Consider the following 21,640-nt stretch of genomic DNA (forward strand, 5'->3'; position numbering starts at 1 on the left):
TTAAACAGCCTTATTTTTCAAATTATTAGCCCAATCTTGACTTATTTCCCAACGTTTTTTAAACACGCGATAGTATATAAATGGATTTTTTATAGCTTGCTTTTTATAAAACTTAAAAAATAATGTTAGTTTATAACTATTTAACTGTTGTACAGTTTTATATTTTAAATTGTAAAGCATGACCGTTGGTGATGGTTTAGGCGTTACTTTTTCATTATCCCAAGCATGGATATATGTTGTTCTAAAACCGCCAATAGGTGCTTTTAGATGCTTTAATTGTACATAAGGCAAATAGATAACATCAATACCTTTATTTCTGAGCTGCATTCCAAAATCTGTATCCTCTCCAAAACCATGTTCGAAAGCCATATCGAATTTCAAATTTCTTAAAACACTTGTTTTTACGATACTACAACCAGATCCAAAAGCCGCCCATTGTATCGGTATTTTACGTTTTTCGGTTTCATTCTCTCTTAAACAACTTAGAGTAATCGCATTAAAATCGTGTGCTTGCATAAATACCAAGGCTTCATTTATTGTGTTTTTATTAAACCGAATATCATCATCTGCCATAAAAACATAATCTGATGTCACCAATTGCAAACCTATATTTCTAGCATTACAAGCTCCTGTTTGAGGTATAAGTCTATGCTCTATTTTAAATGGCCAATCTTCAGATGTTATATAATTAAGTTCAGATTTTGCAATTTCGCTATCGTCTTGCTCTATAATTATAATTTCAGTAGGCATTACTGTTTGTTTTGCTAAATCCTTTAACACATCGTATAAATATTTTGCTCTTCCTAATGTTGGTATTAAAACCGAAACTGATGTGTTTACTTTTAACTCTTCAGTAATGGCTTCTGAAGTTATAAACTTATTAAAGGTCTTCTGCTTAAATAACAGACTTTTTATTAAAGGAAATAATAAAATTTTCTTTTCAAAAATCATTAAATATAAAAATAATAACAACGTCCAACGTGCTCTAAAATGTTCTTTTACAAACTGAAACAACTCTGTTTCACTTGCTTTTTCATCTAAATAGACTTCTTTATTATCTTTTATAATTTCTGAAGAAAAATAACAAAGCAAACCATTCTTCATTCCAAGTTTTGCTATACTATTTAGGTTATAATCTAAACTGTTACTATTACTTACGCATTCTTTAAACATTAAAAGTTTTTCACCATAAATTGCGCCACAATTACTAGACATTAGCCAAGTAGCAAACTTTGTTTTTCTATTCACATTAATAAACAGTGAATCTTCAACATAACCAATGGCATCGGTTAAATAGCTAGAGTTCCCATGAGACACCATAACAGTATTTGATGTAAAACAAGATTGTAATACTTCTATATTAATGCTTTTCTTATTTAAAATATGACACCAAGCAATAATAGAATTACTATACTTTGACGCTAAAACAAACAATGCCTTTGTAGGTTCTTTTTCTTCAATTACTATAACCTTATTAGTTATAGTGTCGAGAACCTCAACAACGGTATTGTTTTTATGAAAAAGAATAAGCATCTATAGTTTTTTTATAAAATTCGACAGATTGCTTTGCAACAATTTCTGAACTAAATTTTGATATAATCTTCTTTCTTGCTGCAATTGAAAATTCCTTTCTTAAAGTTTCATTATCTAAAAGTTCATTGATTTTATTTGCGTAAGTTCCGTGTGCTTCTGGATGCACTAAAAAACCATCTTCGCCATCGTCAACAATTTCTTTTGCCCAACCCACATTTGATGCCACTATAGGCTTTTTTAAGGCCATTGCTTCTAACCAAGATACTGGTAATGCTTCCGCGAAAGTAGGAAAAACACACAACGTTGCTTTCTCTATATGTGCTCTCATTTCAGAATATGGCACTGCGCCCACGTAATTTACTCTTTTAATCGCTGCTTCTGTAAATAACGGTTGCATTAATTGCCAAGTCGATTGCGTTTGCGTTTTAATATCTGGGCTGTCTTTACCAACTAAGATAAGTACTGCATGTGGATACTTCTCGTTAACTTTATTAAAAATATAAGGTAACTCTAGAAGTCCTTTTTTTCTTATTAGTGTACCAAAGTATAATATGGTCTGATTTTTTTCTTCTGAAAGACTATCTGTAGGCTCAAAGTCTTCAATATTAACAGCATTTGGAATTACGGTAAATGGTTTGTTTAAATTGAAAAGCTTATTTGTTAACTCACCTGTAAATTGACTTACCGAAATAATACCATCTACAGATTTTAAAGCCTGCTTTTCATGACAGCGATTAATGGCTTTAACCGGTCTGTGATCTAAATGACAGAAATAAGTATCGGACCCATTTTCCCTTATTATCAATGGGCAATTAATATTAATAAACGAGGCTATACCTGTCCAATCTGGAGCTTCTACTATGTCTATTTTTTGCGCTTTATGTAATCTATTTATTAGCTTTTGAATTTTCTTACGTGTTAAAAACCACGACAATCCCTTCAATTTAACGTTTTTTATTTTAAAAAACTGAATATTGTCCGATACAAATGTTGCATCTTCTTTTTGGCCATAGATAAGTAATGACACCTCATGTCCTTGTCTTTGCAAAGCAACTGCTAAATGTTTAATACTTGTTCCAATACCACCAGAATGACCAATACGCTCATGAGGATACTCTGGAGTTAAAAATGCGATTTTCATAGATTTAATGTATTAAAGACTTAAGCACTTATTAAATTCAAAATATTATACATAGTGTTTTGAACCTTTGTAAGATGTAATTTGTGAAGGTGACGGCGCCACTACAGCATTAGCTTCTACATCAAAATTAACCAAGCTATTAGCACCAATTAGAACATCATTTTCAATTACAATACCTCCAACAATAACGGCATTTGGACCGATAAAAACACTATTGCCAATTTTAGGCACACCTTTATTTTTTCCACGATTTAAAACACCTATTGTTATGCCTTGAGAAATATTACAATACTCGCCAATAATAGAATCACCATGAATTACCACTCCTCCAAAATGCCCAATATATAAACCTTTACCTATGTTTGTGCGATACGATATATCAAAACCATATTTATATTTTACCCTTCTTAAATACAAGAAAAAGAAGTAAAATAGCAGTTTGTTTTTTTTTCTATAGTGCTGGCAATTTCTGAAAACAATAGAAAATTTAACACCAGGAGCACCATTAAATAAAAGCTGTTTTAAATTTCTAAAAAAGGAAGGCTTAGTATTAATACCATAGCGCTTTAAATCTTCTCCCAGAATATGTTTTAAACTTGAATGACTCATGACAAATTTTTATTTTTAGAACTAATTAGTGCTATGGCCTCTAAAATTCTATCTGTAGATTTTTCTTGTGGTGATTGACAAATGGTATCAAACCATGAGTTTGCTTGTTCTATAGTATTAGTTGTATTTTGTAAAACACTTATAATTTTAGATTCGATGTCTTCAGCACTGTTTAAGTAAATCACAGCCCCTTCTGGCATTGAGCGAAAATGAATATATTTATAACACACGTGGATATCCCATGCACTATCTAACTGCTCCTCTTGATTATAATTAAAATAGCCACAAGCTTTATTAAAAGCAGCATAATCAAAAATCATAGATGAACCTAAATTTACAACAAACAAGGTATGTGCGATAGTATTAGATAATAAGATATTATCCTCTTTAGTAGGAAACATCGTATTCCAAGTATTATTTACATTCTGCCATTTAGGTGCGACTTCAACAATTATATCTTTGTATTTATCGATAATTGGGTTATATCTTCCTGAAAAATCTACTGGACTTCTTCTTAGTAAAATACCAAGTTTATATCCTCTTGTATTTAATACAGAAATGGCTTTTGCAAAGTCATCTAAATACTTTGGATCATCCGGAGAAGTTGTAATATCATCGCCAGAAAAACAAATATAATTTTTATCAGGATTTAGATTATACTCAGTATAAAATGCGTCTTTAGATTTAATTATTGCACTATTAAAATGAGATTCAAATTGAGGTGTTCCTGTAATTACAATCTGGTCAGATTTAATTCGAGGATAATATTTATGCAATTCTTTTTTCATAAAATCACTCCAAACAAAATAGAAATCTGTATTTACAACAAGTGTTGCTTTTGGTAAATTATCCCAAGAAAAAATGAATGTGGCAGTCGGAATTTTCAAATCTTGTGCAGCTAATAAAGGCGCTATAGCGGTACCAATTCTCTGATTACTGCAAAATAAAAAGTCTGGTTTTTCTTTTTGTAGCGTTTTAATACACGATTGGTAATACGCTGTCGTACGTTCTTTCTTATTAATTATATTTTTTACTTTCTCAAGCCCTTTTTCTGAGGAATATAATAATATAAAAGTCTTGGTTATTGCATTTTTTATAAACTTCTTTAATGTATTATTCTTAGCAGGAAACCGATATGCATTATAGATTGTATCTCCTGTGTTTTTAATATTTAAATTTAGCTCTATTTGTTTTCTAGCATTCTTTAAAATATCTGTTAACCAATGTGTTTTAATATTAGTTAATTTTACTTCGTTATATCCCATTTCTGCAACAGAAAATGGCGTACTATTCCAATATGTAATATCGAGATTTTTTGTTTTTGCTACATCATTAAAGCTTGTAAAAGCAAAATTACGAAGCGCAATACCTGAAGGTAACAAAACAAATATTTTTTTGTTTTTCATATAATTTTATAGACTACCTATTCTGCCATGATCTGAATAATTTCTTTGTACGATAAACTCATTATTTAAAGGTTTTTCTGAAAGAAATGTAATATCGCAAAAATAGTTTTCTTCAATTGGATTTAGACGCCAAGGTACTATATTTTTAAAATCTAAAGTCCAACTATTCTTTTCAAGTTTTTTAACTTCTAAGTTATTCCAAGAAGTAATATAATCAATCCAATTATAGCCTAATGCCCAAGCTTCTGCTTCAAAAATAGCAAGATTTAAAATTTTAACAGCTCTTAATCCTCCTACATCTTCTTGACTAACAGCCTCCGAGCCATCGTTAAACAGTAGACCATTAACTCCTGGTTGTTGAAAATAATGAGATTTAGTATCTATTAAAGGACTATAATTAACGTCAACTTTATGACAAACAGATTGGAAAGACTTATCCTTTAATGATGGATTAACTTTAACGTAGCGAACCAAATCATGATAACGAATCCATCTCATATTTCTATACAAACCTAAACCTGCTTCATTTACCGCGGTTGCTGCTAATGGATAGTAACTTCTTACTAAAGCATGAAGCTTCCCTAAAATGCCTTGACCTCTATATTCGCCATCTAAATACAAATTAATAATCCAAGCTAAACCGCCTTGAAAATTTGCTCCTACATGACCTACAACTTCTTCTTTATCATTCATGCAAATAAATGAACGTCCAAACTTAGGATTACCATATTGCCATTCCCAAAATTCTTTTTTGTGTAAAGGATGATTGACTCTATATATTTTAGTAAAAAAAACGAGTAGATTATCCCAATCGTCTATAGTAGCTTCTCTTGTTATCATAAATTATAATTTTTACCTCCCACAACATCATTACAATCAAATCTATTTAAAAGCAGCTTGTCCATTATATTAGAATTTGTACCTCGTTTTGTCGTAAAACCAAATTTATACCCAGCAGCAGATGCTAGTTTTGAAACCGCAGTAGTGCAAGCTTCATCTGTTCCGTATGGATAAGCAACGGTTTCTATTTTAGATTGTGTAATAGTTTCAAAATAGGTTTTTGATTGTTTTAATTCTTCAATTATATGGTCAGTTTCTAATAAACCTAATGGATAGTGACTATGTGTATGACTTCCTAAATACTTTAAATTTGCTAATTCTTGTAGTTGATTCTTTGTCATATACAAATCATTAAGTATTTCAGATTCATCAAAATAATTAGAAAACAACTCTTCTATCACTACTTCTTGCTCTTTGTAATTTAATACAAAGTTTAAAATATATTTTAAAACAGCACTTTTTTCATCATCATAAAAGTAAATGGATTTTATTTTAGCTGTATCTAAATGCCTTAGTTTACTTTTATATTTACTTTCAATGCTCTTTAATACTAATTCAGAATCTATTATTGATCTTAATAAATGTATTTTATGAACCGTTGAAACTTTTTTCTCTAAATAGTTTATTGAGTTGGCAAAAAATACTGCTGGAATATCAAGCGCATTTAAAATAGAAAACCCAAAGTCAAATTGCTCTTTTAAACCATCGTCAAAAGTGATTAAAATGTAATTTTATTTACTTGAAAGGATTTGTTCAGCATTATCTAATAAATCTTTTGAAGCTATAAATTCACCTTGATTTTGAAGCAATAGCAACTGCTTTTTAAAGGCTAAAGGTGTGACTCCAAAAATACTTGGGTATTTAGTTTTAAAATCTTCTCTAATATAATGGTAATTACTAACTGTTAGCATAAGTTAAATATCCATAAATTGTTTTTGATAGTTGGTTTCCCAAAAATCATCTATTAATAACGTTTTTAGGAAAGCTTCAGCACTATTCCCTCCACCAAAGACTTCTGCTTTCTCTAAGCCCGTTTCCTTTTCTATGTCAATAGCATTTAATATGTCTTTAGTATTATAACTAATGTTTATTATTGAGACTAAAGACACTCTATTGGCTTGTCTTGTTCCAATATTTATTGTTGGAATACCGTAATATGGTGCTTCACGCACACCAGCACTGCTATTACCTATTATAAACTGAGATTTCTTTAATAAGGTTAAAAAATATTCAAATCTAATGGAAGGGAATATTCTAAAATTGGAGTGTTGCTTTAATTTTTGATAAGCTTCAATTATTATTTTACTCCCTAAATCGTTATTAGGAAAAATAACAACATAGTTTTTTTTGCTAGTAATTAAAGCTTCAACAAATTGTTTGGCATACAATTCCATTTGATCATGCTCTGTTGTTACCGGATGAAACATGGCAACTGCATAATTTTCAAAATCGATATTGTAATACTCTTTTACAACACCAAGACTAGGCAAATTATCTGAAAACATAATATCGACATCTGGAGATCCAATAGTATAAATAGACTCTGGTAATTCGCCCATTTGTTCTAAACGCTCTTTGGCTCTCTTATTTGCTACAAAATGGATATGACTCATTTTACTTGTCGCATGACGTATAAGCTCGTCTATTGTACCAGATAGCTCTCCTCCTTCTATGTGAGCAACTAATATATTATTTAAACTTCCAACTATGGCACCAGCTAAAGCCTCTACACGATCACCATGGATAACAATCAAATCTGGATTCACTATTTTTATAAATTCTGAAAATCCTGAAATTGTTTTAGCCAATGTTAAATCCATTGTAGCTTCATGGGTATGATTATTAAATGTTGAAATGTTTTTAAAACCACAACGTTCAACTTCAATAAGCGTATAACCATATTCTTCTAGCATATGCATACCAGTAACGAACACGTGAGCTTCAAAATCGAGTTCAGATTCTACACTTTGTATAAGTGTTTTTATCTTACCAAAATCTGCTCTTGTTCCTGTTAAAAATGCTATTTTTTTAATATTACTCAATGTTTTCCCATGTTAATTGCACGTCATTATCAATAGTATTTGCTGCTTTTTTGCCAAGAATAGAATCAAACTTATCTGCTAATATTTTTCCTGTTCCTGGTCTCTTTACCCAAATATTATCTTTTGTGAAAATGTCACCTTTACTTATAGGCTTTATAGTACATACTGTTGCAAATGCAAAATCTATTGTTACTTGCTCTTCTTTTGCAGGTTCTTTTGTTCCGCCTCGCATTAATGCCATTTCTGCACTATTTACAATTAGCGCTTTACAAGCTTGCTCATCCATACTGCAAACAATATCTGGTCCTGTTCGTTGCATGTGATCTGTAAAGTGACGTTCTAAAATAGAACCACCAAGAGCTACCGCACCTAAACACGCATTATTGTTTAATGTGTGATCGCTTAAACCAAAGACTTTTTCTGGAAATGCTTCATGTAATTCCATCATGGCACCAAAGCGCACTAGATGTATTGGTGTTGGATATAAGTTAGTAGTATGTAATAAGGCGATTGGCACTTTATATTTATCGAAAATAGCGACTGCTTTACTTACACTTTCTATGGTATTCATTCCTGTACTTAATATTACAGGCTTACCAAACTGTGCAATATGCTCTAAAAGCGGATAGTTATTACACTCACCAGATCCTATTTTATAAGCTGGTATATCGAACTTTTTTAAACGTTCTGCTGCTGCTCGAGAGAAAGGTGTAGAAATAAAAATCATGCCTTTAGACTCTACATAATTTTTAAGTGCAAGCTCATCTTCTTCGTTAAGCGAACAACGTTCCATAATATCATAAATAGAAACATCCGCATTACCAGGAATCACCTGTTTTGCAGCACCACTCATCTCATCTTCCACAATATGTGTTTGGTGTTTTACAACCTCTACACCTGCTCTTTTTGCGGCATCTACCATTTGTTTAGCGACTTGTAATGAGCCTTCATGGTTTATTCCTATTTCTGCAATAACAAGTGGTGGAAAATCTTGTCCAATTTTTCTACCTGCTATTTCTATATATGGATTCATATATTTTTATTCTAATTTAAAATTAATTTATGTGTTGCTTTTTTCTATTAGCGTAACTTTTTATTTTGTTTCTAATTGGTGTTTCAATATACAAATAACTCAATGCTGAAATCCCAACAAGTATCGCTAACCTTAAAAAGAAGCAAAATAAGAAATCTTCTGCTTTATCTAAACCAAAATATTTATTCAATCTATAATCGCTAATGTATCCCCAAACAACAAATTGAAGTATGTATAAGCCATAACTTATTTCTCCTAAAAAAATAAAAGCTTTTTTATTAAATAACTTGGTAATAAATCCATTATTAAGTGAAATCAATATAATTAATGGAATAAATAGTACAGCTAATAATCCATTATGAAAATTAAGTCCTATTGGAAATTTTAAGGCTAATAATACTAAAGCTACTAGACTGAATATAAATATATCATAGTTTTTTATTTTATTGCTATTATTAATAAAATAAAGCCCTGCTAAATTCCCTATTAAAAATTCATTGAGATGAAATACAGGATGATACTTCAGGTCTTCGGTACTATAAAACAAAATTGGATAACTTTCTTGAAAAAACAAATAATGAAATAGTATTTGGCTGATAAACCAAAATAAAACTATGGGTACAATTAATTTTTTATAATTAATTTTTGTATAAAATCGATTGTATAATAACGGAAATAAAACATAAAAAAACAACTCTACTGATAGTGACCAAGCTGCATTATTAAAGACCAAAGCTTTACTTGGCACCCAGGTTTGAACCATAAATAAATTTAAAACAAAATCAACATAACTCACTTGATTTGATATCACAAAAAGAGCCAGTAGTGATAATAAAGCTAATAAATATACTGGATAAATTCTAGCAAATCGATTACGCATATAATCCATAAAATTTACATGCATTTTTTTGTGATATGCAATAATCATTACAAATCCTGATAGGATAAAAAAGTAACTTACCCCAACATTTGCTTGCTTAAACAAAAATCTTGTGTACTCATTTGTAAAATGCATTTTCCCAGTTCCAAAATGATGAAAAACAATTAGTACTGCTGCAACAAATCTAGTAAATGTAAGTTGTTCTATTCTCATTTAAAGTGTACCTTATTTCTTTTCAGAATTAGATGTCTTATTTAAAACATATTGGGCGTAATCAAAATCTGCTTGCGTATCAATATCTATATTTTCAAATAGATCGTTCATTTTATATGGAAATGCATTAGTGGTAATTATATCGTCTTTTAACACACTTTTTGATTTGACAATATATAGCAAACCATTTTCAAAATACAACGGTTCTAAATCTTGACTTCGTTGACCTGGCTTATAATTAAAAGGCTTAAACACATCATTCTGTATTCTGCCTAATTTATGCTCATTTTGTGATACTGTAAATAAACTGTCACATTTTTTTTCGTTATAAACTTTAAAACAACTCTCTAATAACGTTTTAGGTCTTAATGGATTTGTTGGTTGAAGAAGTACTACTGTTTTAACCTCTTCTACAATAGATTCTAAAACATGTTTAACAGCAGTAATTGTTGGCTCAAAATCGCCAGAAATAGCTGCTGGTCTATCAATAACATTTACGTTATAGGAAAGCGCAATTTTTTTAATAGCAGCATCATCTGTAGTCACATAAATGGCATCAATTAAATGGTTATTTGCTTTAGCATACAAAATACTGTGTGCTATTAAAGGTAAATCACCTAACATTAAAATGTTTTTATTTGGTAATCGTTTTGATCCTCCACGTGCGGGAATGACTGCAATTGTTTTCAATTTTAAAATTATTTAATTTATTATATCAAGGCCAATTTAATTGTTTTGGTGCTTGTATCGTTTCTTGTTGTTCTTTATAAAAACGTTGGTAAGCAAACGTTGTTATTAAATTTGTTGCATCTGCAATATAGTCTTCAGATATTTTATCGAGTGCGTTTGTGCGCTGATTATAAAATGTACTTAACCAATCTTCATTATTAATGTTTGCCACAAATAATTTCATTTTGTTAAAAATATCGTCTTCTATATTTTGATAAGCAGAAACACTTCCGTAAGTTTTAACTACTTTATCCATTATCGAATCTTGATACGTTACCGCAAATACTGGAACGCCAAATGATAAGGCCTCTACTAGTTTTCCTTTTAGTAATTCGCTGTGTAAAATAGAATCTACAACAAACATACAGTCTGCTTTTTTTACGAGTTCAAGCACTTCTTCTCGCTCTAATTTAAATTTTAAGGTACCGTTAGGAATTGATTCTTTTAGCCAAGTAACGGATTCATCATCAAATTGAGACAATACAAATGTAAAGTTTACAACTTTTGCGCAGTCTAACTTATTAAAAGCGATTAAACTGTTCTTAAATTCGTCAGTAAATGCACTTTTATAAAACGTACCTGTGTATAAAAAATTAACGGTGATTTTCTCTATATTTCTTTTATAAAGGTTTTCAACTTTTCGCATTGCGTGTGGTATTACAAAGCAACGTTGTCTATCTAAATTATAATTAATAGCCATTCTATCTGCTAATTTAGAAGAAGGAAACGTCCATGCTTGCGCAATATCTTTAGTCTGAAAAAAAAGACGTTGATCTCTATCTAAATTATTCATATTAAAACCACTCGCGTTTATTGGATCGTTTACATTTACAATAAATGGGAAAGGTCTTTTGTTATACACATTTAATATTGGAACTATTGAAAGGGTTGGCAGTATTCTTGACCAAACAACATCTTCCTGAGTGATAATATCATTTAATATCTTAGCTTGTTTTTTTACCCAAACGGTCTCTAAAAAAGTATAATTAGATCTAAACACCATCTTATATAACGTATTTAACACCTTATAAGCTAAACTTCCTAAACCTTTGTTTTGTTTAGATGTTTTATAGAGTAGTGCATTTGTTTTATGTTTTTTTATTCGCTTAATTACTCCTGCTTTAAAACTATAATTATTGAATGCAGAAATCACATACAAAACACTTCCTTTTTTAGATAAAATATCCAACCAATTTTTATTAACGATAGCTTCGCTAGATTTTTGATCTGGATGTACAGCATAAGCAACAACAATAATTGGATTAGTCATCTATTCTGCTTTTACACTATTATAGTTATTAATTATTTGCTTTGGTAATTGTTTCCAAACATAAAATACTTTTGAAAAACGCTTACTTAAAATAAGTTTATACATCAATTTGTTTTTTATAAAATAGCATAAGCTATTTATTCTAGTCTTTTTAGGGAAACCTGAAATAACCTCATCGTTATTTACATCAGTATTGGGCTGTTTTAACATCCAATCTTCTAAAACATTACTTATATAAAAAACATAATTCTCTAGCATTGCTAATCTACAATAGTCAAAATCTAATGGGTGCTTATCTAAATATGCTTCTAGTAAGTCCGTAAGCACTCCGACTTTATCACAATGTATATTTTAACGAAAAAATTTAACCTAATAAGAGCGAGTTGCAAATCAATCTTAATACTTTCAAAAATAGTTAATAAAAACGCTCTCTGCTAATGTCACTAATTTAGATACTCTTAAAATTAAATAGAACCTACAAGCTTAAAGCCATTTTATAAGACTTTGTTACAATTACCAATTGACTTTTACTACCCGAATAACATTTATAATTTACGTCAATGCTCTTCTCTTTTAAAACTTGCAATAAACTTTCTGCTGTTTCTTTTTCTCCTGCTCTATTATAATCATCTATAATAATAATGAACTCTTTATCCTGAGTAAACATTTTTGCAAGTTCAACAATATCATATCTTGAATAACTAGAACTACCAAAAGGACCATCTATGATATATAATGAAAAATTATTTTGCAACTTTTTTATGTCTTGATATCCTAAATATTTTTGATTTAACACGTCTTTATCTATAGCTTTAAAATGTTTTATTTCAGAACTACCAGACAATTCAAATTCTTTATTAAATTTTTTAATCCATTCTTTATCATGCTCAATAATTATATGAGAAGACTGTAAAATATTATTGCTAACTAGTGTGGATACAAATTTAGAACTTTCTCCCAAACCTAACTCTAATATGCTTTCTGGTTTAAGGTCAAACAAAATCCGTTTTAAAATATAAAAAAAAGAATAATTACCAGCCCAACGTCCTATGTTAATGGATAAATTATTTAAACATGCGACACCTCTAATACTATCATGATAAACATTTGCCCAAATTAATTCGTTGGTTAATGCTTCTGTACGTTTGTGCCTAGATTTATTATCTTTTACTGTATTAATAATTTTTTTTAATATCATTCTTTTTTTTTTAAAATTAAGACTTCCAATATATATTAACAAAAGTAAATTTAAACACTTTCGATTATAGTTTTAAAATAATCTGTACTCAAATAGTGCTCTAAATCTGGACGATTTAAATTCGCTTCTTTATTTTGTAACCAATTTAAATAAAGCAATTCTATTTTTTCTGCTATTTCTTCGACATCATCAACTTGGCAAGCATAAGGATAACTAGCTCCTAATAAGTGTCTAACCTCGCTTTTCTTCGGACTTAATGCTAAAATTGGTTTATTAGCATAAACACAATGCGGAAATTTACCAGGCAAAAACGGACTGATTTCTGCTTTAGATTCTATTATTATATTAACAGATGCTTTATTCTGTAAAGTATTAACAACACTAAAAGGAACATTTTTTAAGTGTAATTGCAATTGCGGAAGCGTTTGTGCCTCAAACTCTAAACCTTTACGGTGATAACTTGCATACCCGATTAACACCAATTTTGAATCTTCTTTTGCACTTGGATTATTCTCTAAAAACTTTCTGAAAGCATTAACTAAATCAAAAGGTGGACGCTGTTTCATTAAATAACCAGCATGAAGTAAAGTAAATTTACCATCATGGGAAAGCCCATTATATTCTTCTAAATCTTTTAAAACATCGATTTTTAATTGTTGGTGAGGAATTATTAAACCTGATGATTTAAAATTAGGGAAAAACTGACTCATCCATTCTTTCAATAACTGACTTGGAAATGCAGAGTATTTAGCGCTTTCGGAAACTTTACTGAAAAAATTTTCTTTTTGTTTATATCCTGCTTCCTCCCAACTGTAAGGTTCTGGATATAAATGAAACGGGTAAGGATCATGTACATAAGCCAGCCATTTATTGTATAATTGTGGTGTTCTTAAAAGTGCATGATGTGGTCTAAAACTAGCTCCTTGACTTAAAGTAATAATTAAATCATAAGTTAAAGGATTTGTTTTAAGTACTGCTTTAGAGATACTCTTAGAATCATTTAAAAAAATAAATGAATGACCAAAAATGCGTTCTAGTGGTTTGGATATATTTATTTTAGTTATACGCTGAAAGACCCGTTGTGATCTACTTAAAATATAATTTACATTTGCTTTTCTCTCTCTTATGCCAAAACAATCTGTTTTATCTACAGTTACTTTTTTTCGTGTATAATGCAACACAGTAACACTATAATTGCAACTTACAAGAGAATTAATAAATCCTAAATTAGCTTTTGCGCCACTGGAAGCGTTAACGTCTAATGTTTCTGCTACAACTAATATTTTTTTTAATTTACTATCCATTTTTTATTTAAAAAATCACTTATAAACAAGTAACCTACTTTAACAAAACATCTCCTTTTCCTAATATTTTATAACTTAAACTCGCTAATAAAAACTTAGTAATCCATTTATAATATTGAACATCTAATAGTGGTTTTTTTAAAACAAAAAACATAATATTTAAAGTCTTACATCGTAAATATCTGTAATTTTTAAATAATTGTACGTACATAAACAATAGTGTTTTATTTGAAACACCATAATCTACTAAAAAATTTATTCTCTCTATTAAATTATTATGAATACTCAAAGCAACAGCTTGAGAAAATGTGTTTGTAATCGTTTTATTGTGATGTCTGTAATAGGTTAAATATAAGTCAACAAATTTGATATTTATTTTTGGATTTTGAAGCATTCTAATATGAAAATCTCTATCCTGGCCTTTCAACAATTGTAGAGAAAACAGGTTGTTATTTTTTAAAATACTTTTTTTCCACATTGGATCACAAACATACCAACTTCTCTTTAAGGTTATAAAATCTTCTAATAAATTTGGGCTATTAAAAGTTCTAATTTCTTTACCAATTGTTTTTTTAATTGTCCCTGTAAATGACTGTGTTTTAGAGATTACACAATTAATATTATTATCAAATGCATCTAACTTAATTTTTATAAAATCAGGATGCATAATATCGTCACTGTCAAACCAATTTACATACGCTCCTTTAGAGACTTCAAACCCATAGTTTCTACAACTATTACCACCCTTAGGTAAGGTATCTGGCCTACTATACACTTTAATTCTTGCATCTTTTATTATAAATGCTTCTAAAATGGATACTGTCGCGTCTGTGCTGCCATCATCCACTATAATACACTCCCAATTTTGATAAGTTTGAGAAATGACAGAGTCTAGAGTTATTGATATTAAATCTTCTCTATTATAAACAGGAATTAGTATTGAAACTAGTGCAGAAGGACTCATATGCTCTTTTAGGAGGGGTTAAAAAATATTTTAGCTGTTTGAATTTCTTTACAGATAAATAAAACAATTTATCGTGCTAGCATCAATAGGTATTATAATTACTGATATTTTATTTAGCACAACCATTACTTTTACAAAACGTTAATCATTCGCGCTTTTATTTCACTATCTATAAATATTTGTTTATCCTGTTTTTCTAATAACCCTTTTTTATTTATCATAGTATCAAACCATTCTGAATATACTTTTGCCCCTTTATGATTAAGGTGGTTTAAATCACCAAATTCACTATTTTTCAATGGAAAATTCTTAAAGTCTAAAAATTCGACATTTGATAATCTTGTGTCAATAATATTTATAAAATCAGATTCGTTATGCAAACCAGGATATTTAGGATGTAAAGGACTACGTATTAAATATAACTGTACTTTACTCTTTTTACAAAACTCAATAATCTTCAAAAGATACGTTAAATTGGTAGAAGCTAACTTATCTGTCTGTTGAAATTTTAATAGGTTTTCTGAAGAAAGAACGGTAAGTAATGAGTCTGTTTTATCTCTTTTAAGATAGTAGTATCCTCCCCAATTAATAGTTTTCGGGAAATTCTTTTTAGACCTAAATATAAAATTTGCATTATTCATAAATGAAGTTGATTGAGCGCTTACAACTTCCTTCATATTCTTTTTAGCAATCATTAATAAATCAGAGGTCTCGATAACAGGAGCATATTTCGGATAATTCCTGGAGATTATATTATCACCCCAAGTATATAGATTGTCCCAATCATCATCTATCTCATAATTTGTAAATTCTAAAAAAACGGTACGCACTTGGTTATTTACTTCTACTATTTTTTTTAGTTTGGAGTATGTATAAAAATAAGATTCTGCTGATTGTGCAAAGTTTTCAAAGTTCTGAATTATGGAATCATTATACGCGCATTCAGGATGCGAGTGTCCAAAAACTAACTGATTACTGTTTTGTTTTATTTTAAAATTATTACCGCTTTCAATAATTTTCTTAGGCATCAAAAGTATTAACACAATGAATAACGAAGAAGCAAATAGAAAAATACACGTTTTGAATATAAATTTTTTCATGGTAGTTAAAATTGAAAATATATAAATTCTTGTTGTTTTCCACTAAAATGAAAATAGAAAACACAAAATAGAATTACACAATAAAAAGCCCATCTAAATGATCTAAACCATTTTAACCCTAAATTAGCTAATGCGTGTTGTTGCCCTCTCCCTAACCACTCTATAATAATAAAAACAAATAACAACACCACTATTGGCTTGACTAAGCTGTCTTGTTGGAATGATGGATATATAAAAAGTGACTTAGAAAATATTTCAGAAACATAACTTAGCGCATGCTCAATGTTTTCTGCCCTAAAGAATATCCAAGCAAACACAGTTAATCCGAAAGTAAATAGCATTAATACTGTTTCTTTTATTGTTGGTAAATAGCTTCCTTTTGCTACAACGTCAAAATACTTACGGTTATTTTTAAAAATATAAACAGGTAAAAAATAAAACGCATTTAAGGCACCCCAAATAATAAAAGTCCAATTGGCTCCATGCCAAAAACCACTTACAATAAAAATTATAAATATATTTCTAATACTAATCAAAGTCCCCCCTCTACTCCCTCCTAAAGGGATATACAAATAATCTCTAAACCAAGTTGATAATGAAATATGCCAACGCCTCCAAAACTCAGCAATGTTTCTGGAAAAATATGGGAATGCAAAATTTTGTTGCAGGTTGAATCCAAATAAACGTGATGTACCTATAGCTATGTCAGAATAGCCTGAAAAATCACCATAAATTTGAAATGTAAAGAAGACAGCACCAATGATTAATGTACTACCGTTATAATCTGTAGAGTTATTAAAAATCTCATTAGCATGTAAAGCACAATTATCAGCTATGACAATTTTTTTAAATAAGCCCCAAAGTATTTGTCTTAGACCATCAACTCCATTACTATAATCAAACGTCCTTTTTCTAAAAAACTGAGGTAGTAAATTAGTTGCCCGCTCAATAGGTCCAGCTACTAGCTGCGGAAAGAAACTTACAAAGGCTAAAAATGCAACAAAATCTTTTGTTGGTTCAAGTTTCCTTTTATAAACATCAATGGTATAACTTAATGTTTGAAATGTATAAAAACTGATACCAACAGGTAAAATAATATTGAGAGTATTTGGTTTTATTTCTGTTCCAAAAAACGAAAAGGCGGACACAAAATTCTCTATAAAAAAATTATAATATTTAAAAAAACATAGAAATCCAAGATTTGCTATAATGCTAATCCAAAGGAGCGTTTTTCTCTTGGTTAGATTTTCTTGTTTTGACAGACTTATACCAACTAAATAATCAATAATACTACTTAAAAATATCAAGAATAAAAAACGCCAATCCCACCAGCCATAAAAGGTATAGCTTGCTAATACAATTAATGCGTTTTGTAACTTTAAATTTTTATTGGTAACAAACCAATATAAAATAAAAACAATTGGCAAGAATATAGCAAAGTCAATAGAGTTAAATAGCATACTTTTATTCTAATTTTTTTAATATTAGTGTTTGTTTTTTAATAATCTATAAAAGAATAAACGCATTGGTAAATGAAAATAAAACAGTTTCCATTTATTTTTTTTATAATATGAATAATCTAAAGTTGTTAAAATTCTATCAAACAAATTATATTTTCTATAATCAAGAGATACCTGAATAAAATATCTTAAAATCTCATCATTAAGCAATTTCTTATTATTTAAATCACTGACTACTAAGTGTATTGCATCTGCGTAAGATTTAAGACTCGCTTCATTCTTATTATTAAAATCGCCGGTTATTGACTCTTCATGTTTCCTTCCATAATAAAGCGACTTATTTACTGATACACCTTTTTTAACAGAGGTTATTATTCTTGAATACACTTCCCACTCTTCCGCATATTTTAAATGTTCGGTATAGCGATGCTCAACATAGCACTCTTTTGACCACATGACTGCACATGAATTAAATTGAAGTTCATTTTTAAGAATTTTATTAATATCACTTTTGTCAATATAGAAATGTTTGTACTCTTTTGATAAATCAAAATTATATTTAAAATCACCTCTAAAAGCTTCTCTTATATAGCGACAAAATGAAATATCATCTTTAGAAAATTCATCTAAACAAATTTCTAAATTTTGAGGATGTGCAATATCATCATCATCAAAAAATATAATATAATCACCTTTAGCTAAATCTAAACCATAATTTCTTGAACCTGGTAAACCCTTAGTATAGTCATCTGTTCGCTTTAAATAAGAGAAGCGTTTGTCTTGTTGTAATATAGGCGCCAACACATCTGGTGTATTATCAGTCCCACCATCATCAATAATCAGGCATTCCCAATTTTGAAATGTTTGTGCTTGAATAGATTTAATAGATTCCACAATATATCGTGATCTATTATAAGTTGCCATTATTATAGTTACTATTGGTTTCATTTTACGCTTTTATATCCTTATTCGCTTATTAAAAAATATGAGGTCTTTATTTCTTTGGGTTTTTATATTCCACTAATTGGCTTCTAGTTAAAAATAAATTGAGTCCTTTAGGGATATATCGTTCAATTTTAAACGCCATACGTCTAAATTTTGTACTGTACTTTTTTGGAAGTAATCTATGAAATCTTTCGATAGTGCCAATAGGTGTAATATTAACATCGTTAAAATATGTATTCCCTATTTTTTTATAGCTCTTTGAAGAATTATCTCGGTCTGGATGTGGGTCATTCTCTTTCCAGATAGCAAATTTATCTTTTTGAAACTTTGAGGGCCTTCCCGGAACTGGCGTATGCCACCTCAACTCGTCTAAAACTTTACTATTAACAGCAGGCTCAAAATATCTTACCATACCATTAGGCTTTAAAACTTTTACTATTTTTTCTGTAAACTCTATTTCTTGCTCATGCGTTAAGTGATGCACAAAAGCCTTTCCTACTACAATATCATAATAATCTAGTGATAATTCAGATTTAAGAAAATCTCCATATATAAATTTAAGAGGAACTTCAAAATTATAATTATCGTTTAATTTTTTAATAATATCACCTGAATATTGAGAAATATCATTGGCATGTACCTCTGCACCCAAAGCTGCCATAACCGCAGCATTTGTACAATCTCCACATCCCAATTCTAACACTTTTTTACCTTTTAATTGTGCTTGGAAATTATTGTGATATAAACCTACCCAACTTGTATGGATTTGTGTCGCTGAAGTTATAAATATATTAACGTTAGTTATTTTGTTTAAAATAGATTCTACATTAATGTTATTGTATTGTTTATCATAATGCTTTTCATTTTTAATTGTATTCTTTTCTGAAGTATCCATTCCTTTTTTACTTATTAACTTTTACAATTAGTCACCTTTTTTTATTCCCTCTTGATATTTTAATCAAACTTTGCCTTTATCCATCTTAATGGCGATAATATTAAAGTTCCAATTGTATACTCTAGACGTTTAGTTATTTTTATTTTTTCACGATCTTCCTTTTCCAATTTCAATAACAAATCATCAATTATAAATTCAGAATTTATATTGACTAGATCTTGGTGTTTAGAATAAATATATCTAATAAGCTGATGTTTAACTTTATTTGCTCTTGATGTTGTTGTCCCTTCTCTTTTTCTATAATTATATAAAGCCTCCGGAATCACAGCAGCTTGGCCATCTCTTTTTAAAAGATTAATATTAAATTCCCAATCTTCAAATCCATTAGTCATAGATTCATCATATCCACCGCATTGTAACCAATCTATTTTTTTAAACAAAGCCGACCCTAAAGCATTGTTTGAAATCAAAAAGCTTTTTACATTTCCACCTTGAGGTTTATATATGTAATTATTTTTTGTTGTTTTAAAAATCAAATTCGCAAAACAGGTTACAATTTTTATATTGCTATTAGTGTTGATTAAGTTAATAGCCTTTTCGCAAAATGTATTTTCGAAATAATCATCACTATCTAAAGTTAAAATAAGATCCCCTTTAGCTTGACTAATGCCATTATTACGAGCATTACTTTGTCCTGCATTTTCTTGAGTAATAAGTCTATCTATTTTTGGTAATAAAGTTTTCAAAACTGCTTTAGTCTCTTTATTTGATCCATCATCAACTACTATAATTTCTTTATTTAAATAGGTTTGATTGATTACAGAGTCTATTGCTTGCTCAATAAATTCGGCATCATTATAACAAGGTATAATTATTGAAATTAAATGACTACTTTTCATTAAAGAGCTGTTTTAAACATATTGATTCATTATTTCCGTTAACTTCTCCACATAGCCCGATTTTGTATATGAAACTATTAATTCCTTATTTTTATTTCCTTCTTTTACTCTTTCTTCTTTAGACAACGCTAATCTTGATAAGGCTCTCTGTAATTGTTTTTTATTGTTTTCAATTAAAAAAGGAGTCTCTTTTAACAAGCCCTGACAACCAGGGTGATTTGTAGCCACTACTGGTAACCCATAAAGCATGTACTCCATAACAGCGTTAGGAACGCCTTCAATTCTAGAAACTAACACGCCAATATCCAAAACTGACAGCACTTTTTCTACTTCAATACCTGAAAGCAAAAGCACATTCTCTTCAAGTCTGTACTCTTTAATTTTATCAAATAAACTATCATATTTATTTAACGTTTGCTCTGAATTATTTTTATTACCTACAAACACCAATTTTGAATTAGGAAATTCTAATATAAAATTTTTAAAAGTTTCTAATAGTAAATCTTGAAATTTTTCTGGTCTATAATGCGCAATCATACCAATGATTAACTCGTCATCTTTGATGTTTAATTTCTCTTTGATAGAAACACTATCGTAAGCCTTGTATTGCATTGTTAAATATTGTGGTAATATATGGGCTCTATTTTCTGCTAGTTTATAATCCACTTTAAATAACTCCAAACCATTACTTGCATTGGCTATTACACAAGGCATATTATTTGCAGCTATTGTTTCAAAAACATCACCACTCTGACTGTCTAAACCTAATTGATGCCAAAACGTAAATTTTACTGTAGGTAATAATTTATATAAGTAATAAGCTACTTTTGAAGGGAAATTTAAAAATGGTATTATAATATCAAACTTATATGGCTTTAGTTCTTTTCGCATTTTCAAAAAACTTTTAGCAGACCATACAAACCTTTTTATATTTTTTACACTTAATTCTTTTTTCAACACTAAATAAGGTCTCCCAAAATGAAAGACTTTTTTTATACCTGATTTGGCTAAATAATCATCAAATTCTTTAGTAGTTTTTGCAGAATGCGTCAATAATAAATAAACATTACAATTATAGTTTTTAGAAAGAAATTCACCAAGACCAAGACACTGTCTTTCGGCGCCTCCTAAGCCACCTTCATGTTGTACTAATAAAATATTTTTATTATAAAAATCCAT

General features: G+C 29.4%; 22 protein-coding genes. All 22 read right to left on the reverse strand.

The features are described from left to right. Positions 1-1,533, reverse strand: a complete 1,533-nt coding sequence (locus M4I23_RS09900) for a glycosyltransferase family 2 protein (RefSeq protein ID WP_249754278.1) — start codon at positions 1,531-1,533, stop codon at positions 1-3. After that, positions 1,514-2,674 (reverse strand): glycosyltransferase family 4 protein, encoded by a 1,161-nt coding sequence (locus M4I23_RS09905; RefSeq protein WP_249754279.1) that lies wholly within the window; start codon positions 2,672-2,674, stop codon positions 1,514-1,516. The genes M4I23_RS09900 and M4I23_RS09905 overlap by 20 nt, the downstream gene beginning before the upstream one ends. A gap of 45 nt (positions 2,675-2,719) precedes the next feature. Further along, complete coding sequence (locus M4I23_RS09910; RefSeq protein WP_249754280.1) at positions 2,720-3,283, reverse strand: serine O-acetyltransferase; 564 nt, start codon at positions 3,281-3,283, stop codon at positions 2,720-2,722. After that, entirely contained in the window at positions 3,280-4,689 is a 1,410-nt protein-coding gene (locus tag M4I23_RS09915) for a UDP-glycosyltransferase (protein ID WP_249754281.1), read from the reverse strand. The genes M4I23_RS09910 and M4I23_RS09915 overlap by 4 nt, the downstream gene beginning before the upstream one ends. A gap of 6 nt (positions 4,690-4,695) precedes the next feature. After that, the gene (locus M4I23_RS09920) at positions 4,696-5,529 is read right to left on the reverse strand and encodes a GNAT family N-acetyltransferase (protein ID WP_249754282.1); all 834 of its coding nucleotides are present in this window, start codon (positions 5,527-5,529) and stop codon (positions 4,696-4,698) included. Next, on the reverse strand, positions 5,526-5,870 hold the full coding sequence (locus M4I23_RS19940) for a polysaccharide deacetylase family protein (RefSeq protein ID WP_368736178.1): 345 nt from the start codon (positions 5,868-5,870) through the stop codon (positions 5,526-5,528). Before M4I23_RS19940 ends, M4I23_RS09920 begins: the two co-directional genes overlap by 4 nt. A gap of 390 nt (positions 5,871-6,260) precedes the next feature. After that, positions 6,261-6,440: a hypothetical protein gene (locus tag M4I23_RS09930; RefSeq protein WP_249754283.1), complete on the reverse strand. Its 180-nt coding sequence runs from the start codon at positions 6,438-6,440 to the stop codon at positions 6,261-6,263. Between the two features lie 3 nt (positions 6,441-6,443). Continuing rightward, positions 6,444-7,571 carry a UDP-N-acetylglucosamine 2-epimerase gene (gene neuC / locus M4I23_RS09935; RefSeq protein ID WP_262922255.1) on the reverse strand — a complete coding sequence of 376 codons (1,128 nt, stop codon included), beginning with the start codon at positions 7,569-7,571 and terminating at the stop codon, positions 6,444-6,446. After that, positions 7,564-8,604 carry an N-acetylneuraminate synthase family protein gene (locus M4I23_RS09940; RefSeq protein WP_249754284.1) on the reverse strand — a complete coding sequence of 347 codons (1,041 nt, stop codon included), beginning with the start codon at positions 8,602-8,604 and terminating at the stop codon, positions 7,564-7,566. Before M4I23_RS09940 ends, neuC begins: the two co-directional genes overlap by 8 nt. A 22-nt stretch (positions 8,605-8,626) precedes the next feature. Then, the gene (locus M4I23_RS09945) at positions 8,627-9,697 is read right to left on the reverse strand and encodes an acyltransferase (protein ID WP_249754285.1); all 1,071 of its coding nucleotides are present in this window, start codon (positions 9,695-9,697) and stop codon (positions 8,627-8,629) included. A gap of 12 nt (positions 9,698-9,709) precedes the next feature. Continuing rightward, the gene (locus M4I23_RS09950) at positions 9,710-10,387 is read right to left on the reverse strand and encodes an acylneuraminate cytidylyltransferase family protein (RefSeq protein ID WP_249754286.1); all 678 of its coding nucleotides are present in this window, start codon (positions 10,385-10,387) and stop codon (positions 9,710-9,712) included. Positions 10,388-10,412: 25 nt separating this feature from the next. Beyond that, positions 10,413-11,696: a hypothetical protein gene (locus tag M4I23_RS09955; protein WP_249754287.1), complete on the reverse strand. Its 1,284-nt coding sequence runs from the start codon at positions 11,694-11,696 to the stop codon at positions 10,413-10,415. Beyond that, positions 11,697-12,023: a hypothetical protein gene (locus M4I23_RS09960; protein ID WP_249754288.1), complete on the reverse strand. Its 327-nt coding sequence runs from the start codon at positions 12,021-12,023 to the stop codon at positions 11,697-11,699. It lies immediately after the preceding gene. A 148-nt stretch (positions 12,024-12,171) separates the two neighbouring features. Beyond that, on the reverse strand, positions 12,172-12,894 hold the full coding sequence (locus M4I23_RS09965; protein WP_249754289.1) for a hypothetical protein: 723 nt from the start codon (positions 12,892-12,894) through the stop codon (positions 12,172-12,174). A 50-nt stretch (positions 12,895-12,944) separates the two neighbouring features. Next, positions 12,945-14,198: a UDP-glycosyltransferase gene (locus M4I23_RS09970; protein WP_249754290.1), complete on the reverse strand. Its 1,254-nt coding sequence runs from the start codon at positions 14,196-14,198 to the stop codon at positions 12,945-12,947. Positions 14,199-14,232: 34 nt separating this feature from the next. Further along, on the reverse strand, positions 14,233-15,162 hold the full coding sequence (locus M4I23_RS09975; RefSeq protein WP_249754291.1) for a glycosyltransferase family 2 protein: 930 nt from the start codon (positions 15,160-15,162) through the stop codon (positions 14,233-14,235). 131 nt (positions 15,163-15,293) lie between these two features. Beyond that, positions 15,294-16,262, reverse strand: a complete 969-nt coding sequence (locus M4I23_RS09980; RefSeq protein ID WP_249754292.1) for a hypothetical protein — start codon at positions 16,260-16,262, stop codon at positions 15,294-15,296. 5 nt (positions 16,263-16,267) lie between these two features. After that, the gene (locus M4I23_RS09985) at positions 16,268-17,722 is read right to left on the reverse strand and encodes an MBOAT family protein (protein ID WP_249754293.1); all 1,455 of its coding nucleotides are present in this window, start codon (positions 17,720-17,722) and stop codon (positions 16,268-16,270) included. Between the two features lie 24 nt (positions 17,723-17,746). Next, on the reverse strand, positions 17,747-18,670 hold the full coding sequence (locus tag M4I23_RS09990; RefSeq protein ID WP_249754294.1) for a glycosyltransferase family 2 protein: 924 nt from the start codon (positions 18,668-18,670) through the stop codon (positions 17,747-17,749). Positions 18,671-18,716: 46 nt separating this feature from the next. Beyond that, positions 18,717-19,562, reverse strand: coding sequence for a bifunctional 2-polyprenyl-6-hydroxyphenol methylase/3-demethylubiquinol 3-O-methyltransferase UbiG (locus M4I23_RS09995; RefSeq protein ID WP_249754295.1), 846 nt, complete (start codon positions 19,560-19,562; stop codon positions 18,717-18,719). 59 nt (positions 19,563-19,621) lie between these two features. Then, positions 19,622-20,461 (reverse strand): glycosyltransferase, encoded by an 840-nt coding sequence (locus M4I23_RS10000; protein WP_249754296.1) that lies wholly within the window; start codon positions 20,459-20,461, stop codon positions 19,622-19,624. Positions 20,462-20,473: 12 nt separating this feature from the next. Next, complete coding sequence (locus M4I23_RS10005) at positions 20,474-21,640, reverse strand: glycosyltransferase (protein WP_249754297.1); 1,167 nt, start codon at positions 21,638-21,640, stop codon at positions 20,474-20,476.

This window comes from Algibacter sp. L4_22 (assembly GCF_023473045.1).
Taxonomy (GTDB): domain Bacteria; phylum Bacteroidota; class Bacteroidia; order Flavobacteriales; family Flavobacteriaceae; genus Algibacter.

Excerpts from the sequence above, each read along its gene's own strand:
- M4I23_RS09900 (WP_249754278.1), bottom strand. The coding sequence starts at position 1,533 with ATGCTTATTCTTTTTCATAAAAACAATACCGTTGTTGAGGTTCTCGAC.
- M4I23_RS09905 (WP_249754279.1), bottom strand. The coding sequence starts at position 2,674 with ATGAAAATCGCATTTTTAACTCCAGAGTATCCTCATGAGCGTATTGGT.
- M4I23_RS09910 (WP_249754280.1), bottom strand. The coding sequence starts at position 3,283 with ATGAGTCATTCAAGTTTAAAACATATTCTGGGAGAAGATTTAAAGCGC.
- M4I23_RS09915 (WP_249754281.1), bottom strand. The coding sequence starts at position 4,689 with ATGAAAAACAAAAAAATATTTGTTTTGTTACCTTCAGGTATTGCGCTT.
- M4I23_RS09920 (WP_249754282.1), bottom strand. The coding sequence starts at position 5,529 with ATGATAACAAGAGAAGCTACTATAGACGATTGGGATAATCTACTCGTT.
- M4I23_RS19940 (WP_368736178.1), bottom strand. The coding sequence starts at position 5,870 with ATGACAAAGAATCAACTACAAGAATTAGCAAATTTAAAGTATTTAGGA.
- M4I23_RS09930 (WP_249754283.1), bottom strand. The coding sequence starts at position 6,440 with ATGCTAACAGTTAGTAATTACCATTATATTAGAGAAGATTTTAAAACT.
- M4I23_RS09940 (WP_249754284.1), bottom strand. The coding sequence starts at position 8,604 with ATGAATCCATATATAGAAATAGCAGGTAGAAAAATTGGACAAGATTTT.
- M4I23_RS09945 (WP_249754285.1), bottom strand. The coding sequence starts at position 9,697 with ATGAGAATAGAACAACTTACATTTACTAGATTTGTTGCAGCAGTACTA.
- M4I23_RS09955 (WP_249754287.1), bottom strand. The coding sequence starts at position 11,696 with ATGACTAATCCAATTATTGTTGTTGCTTATGCTGTACATCCAGATCAA.
- M4I23_RS09965 (WP_249754289.1), bottom strand. The coding sequence starts at position 12,894 with ATGATATTAAAAAAAATTATTAATACAGTAAAAGATAATAAATCTAGG.
- M4I23_RS09970 (WP_249754290.1), bottom strand. The coding sequence starts at position 14,198 with ATGGATAGTAAATTAAAAAAAATATTAGTTGTAGCAGAAACATTAGAC.
- M4I23_RS09975 (WP_249754291.1), bottom strand. The coding sequence starts at position 15,162 with ATGAGTCCTTCTGCACTAGTTTCAATACTAATTCCTGTTTATAATAGA.
- M4I23_RS09980 (WP_249754292.1), bottom strand. The coding sequence starts at position 16,262 with ATGAAAAAATTTATATTCAAAACGTGTATTTTTCTATTTGCTTCTTCG.
- M4I23_RS09985 (WP_249754293.1), bottom strand. The coding sequence starts at position 17,722 with ATGCTATTTAACTCTATTGACTTTGCTATATTCTTGCCAATTGTTTTT.
- M4I23_RS09990 (WP_249754294.1), bottom strand. The coding sequence starts at position 18,670 with ATGAAACCAATAGTAACTATAATAATGGCAACTTATAATAGATCACGA.
- M4I23_RS09995 (WP_249754295.1), bottom strand. The coding sequence starts at position 19,562 with ATGGATACTTCAGAAAAGAATACAATTAAAAATGAAAAGCATTATGAT.
- M4I23_RS10000 (WP_249754296.1), bottom strand. The coding sequence starts at position 20,461 with ATGAAAAGTAGTCATTTAATTTCAATAATTATACCTTGTTATAATGAT.
- M4I23_RS10005 (WP_249754297.1), bottom strand. The coding sequence starts at position 21,640 with ATGGATTTTTATAATAAAAATATTTTATTAGTACAACATGAAGGTGGC.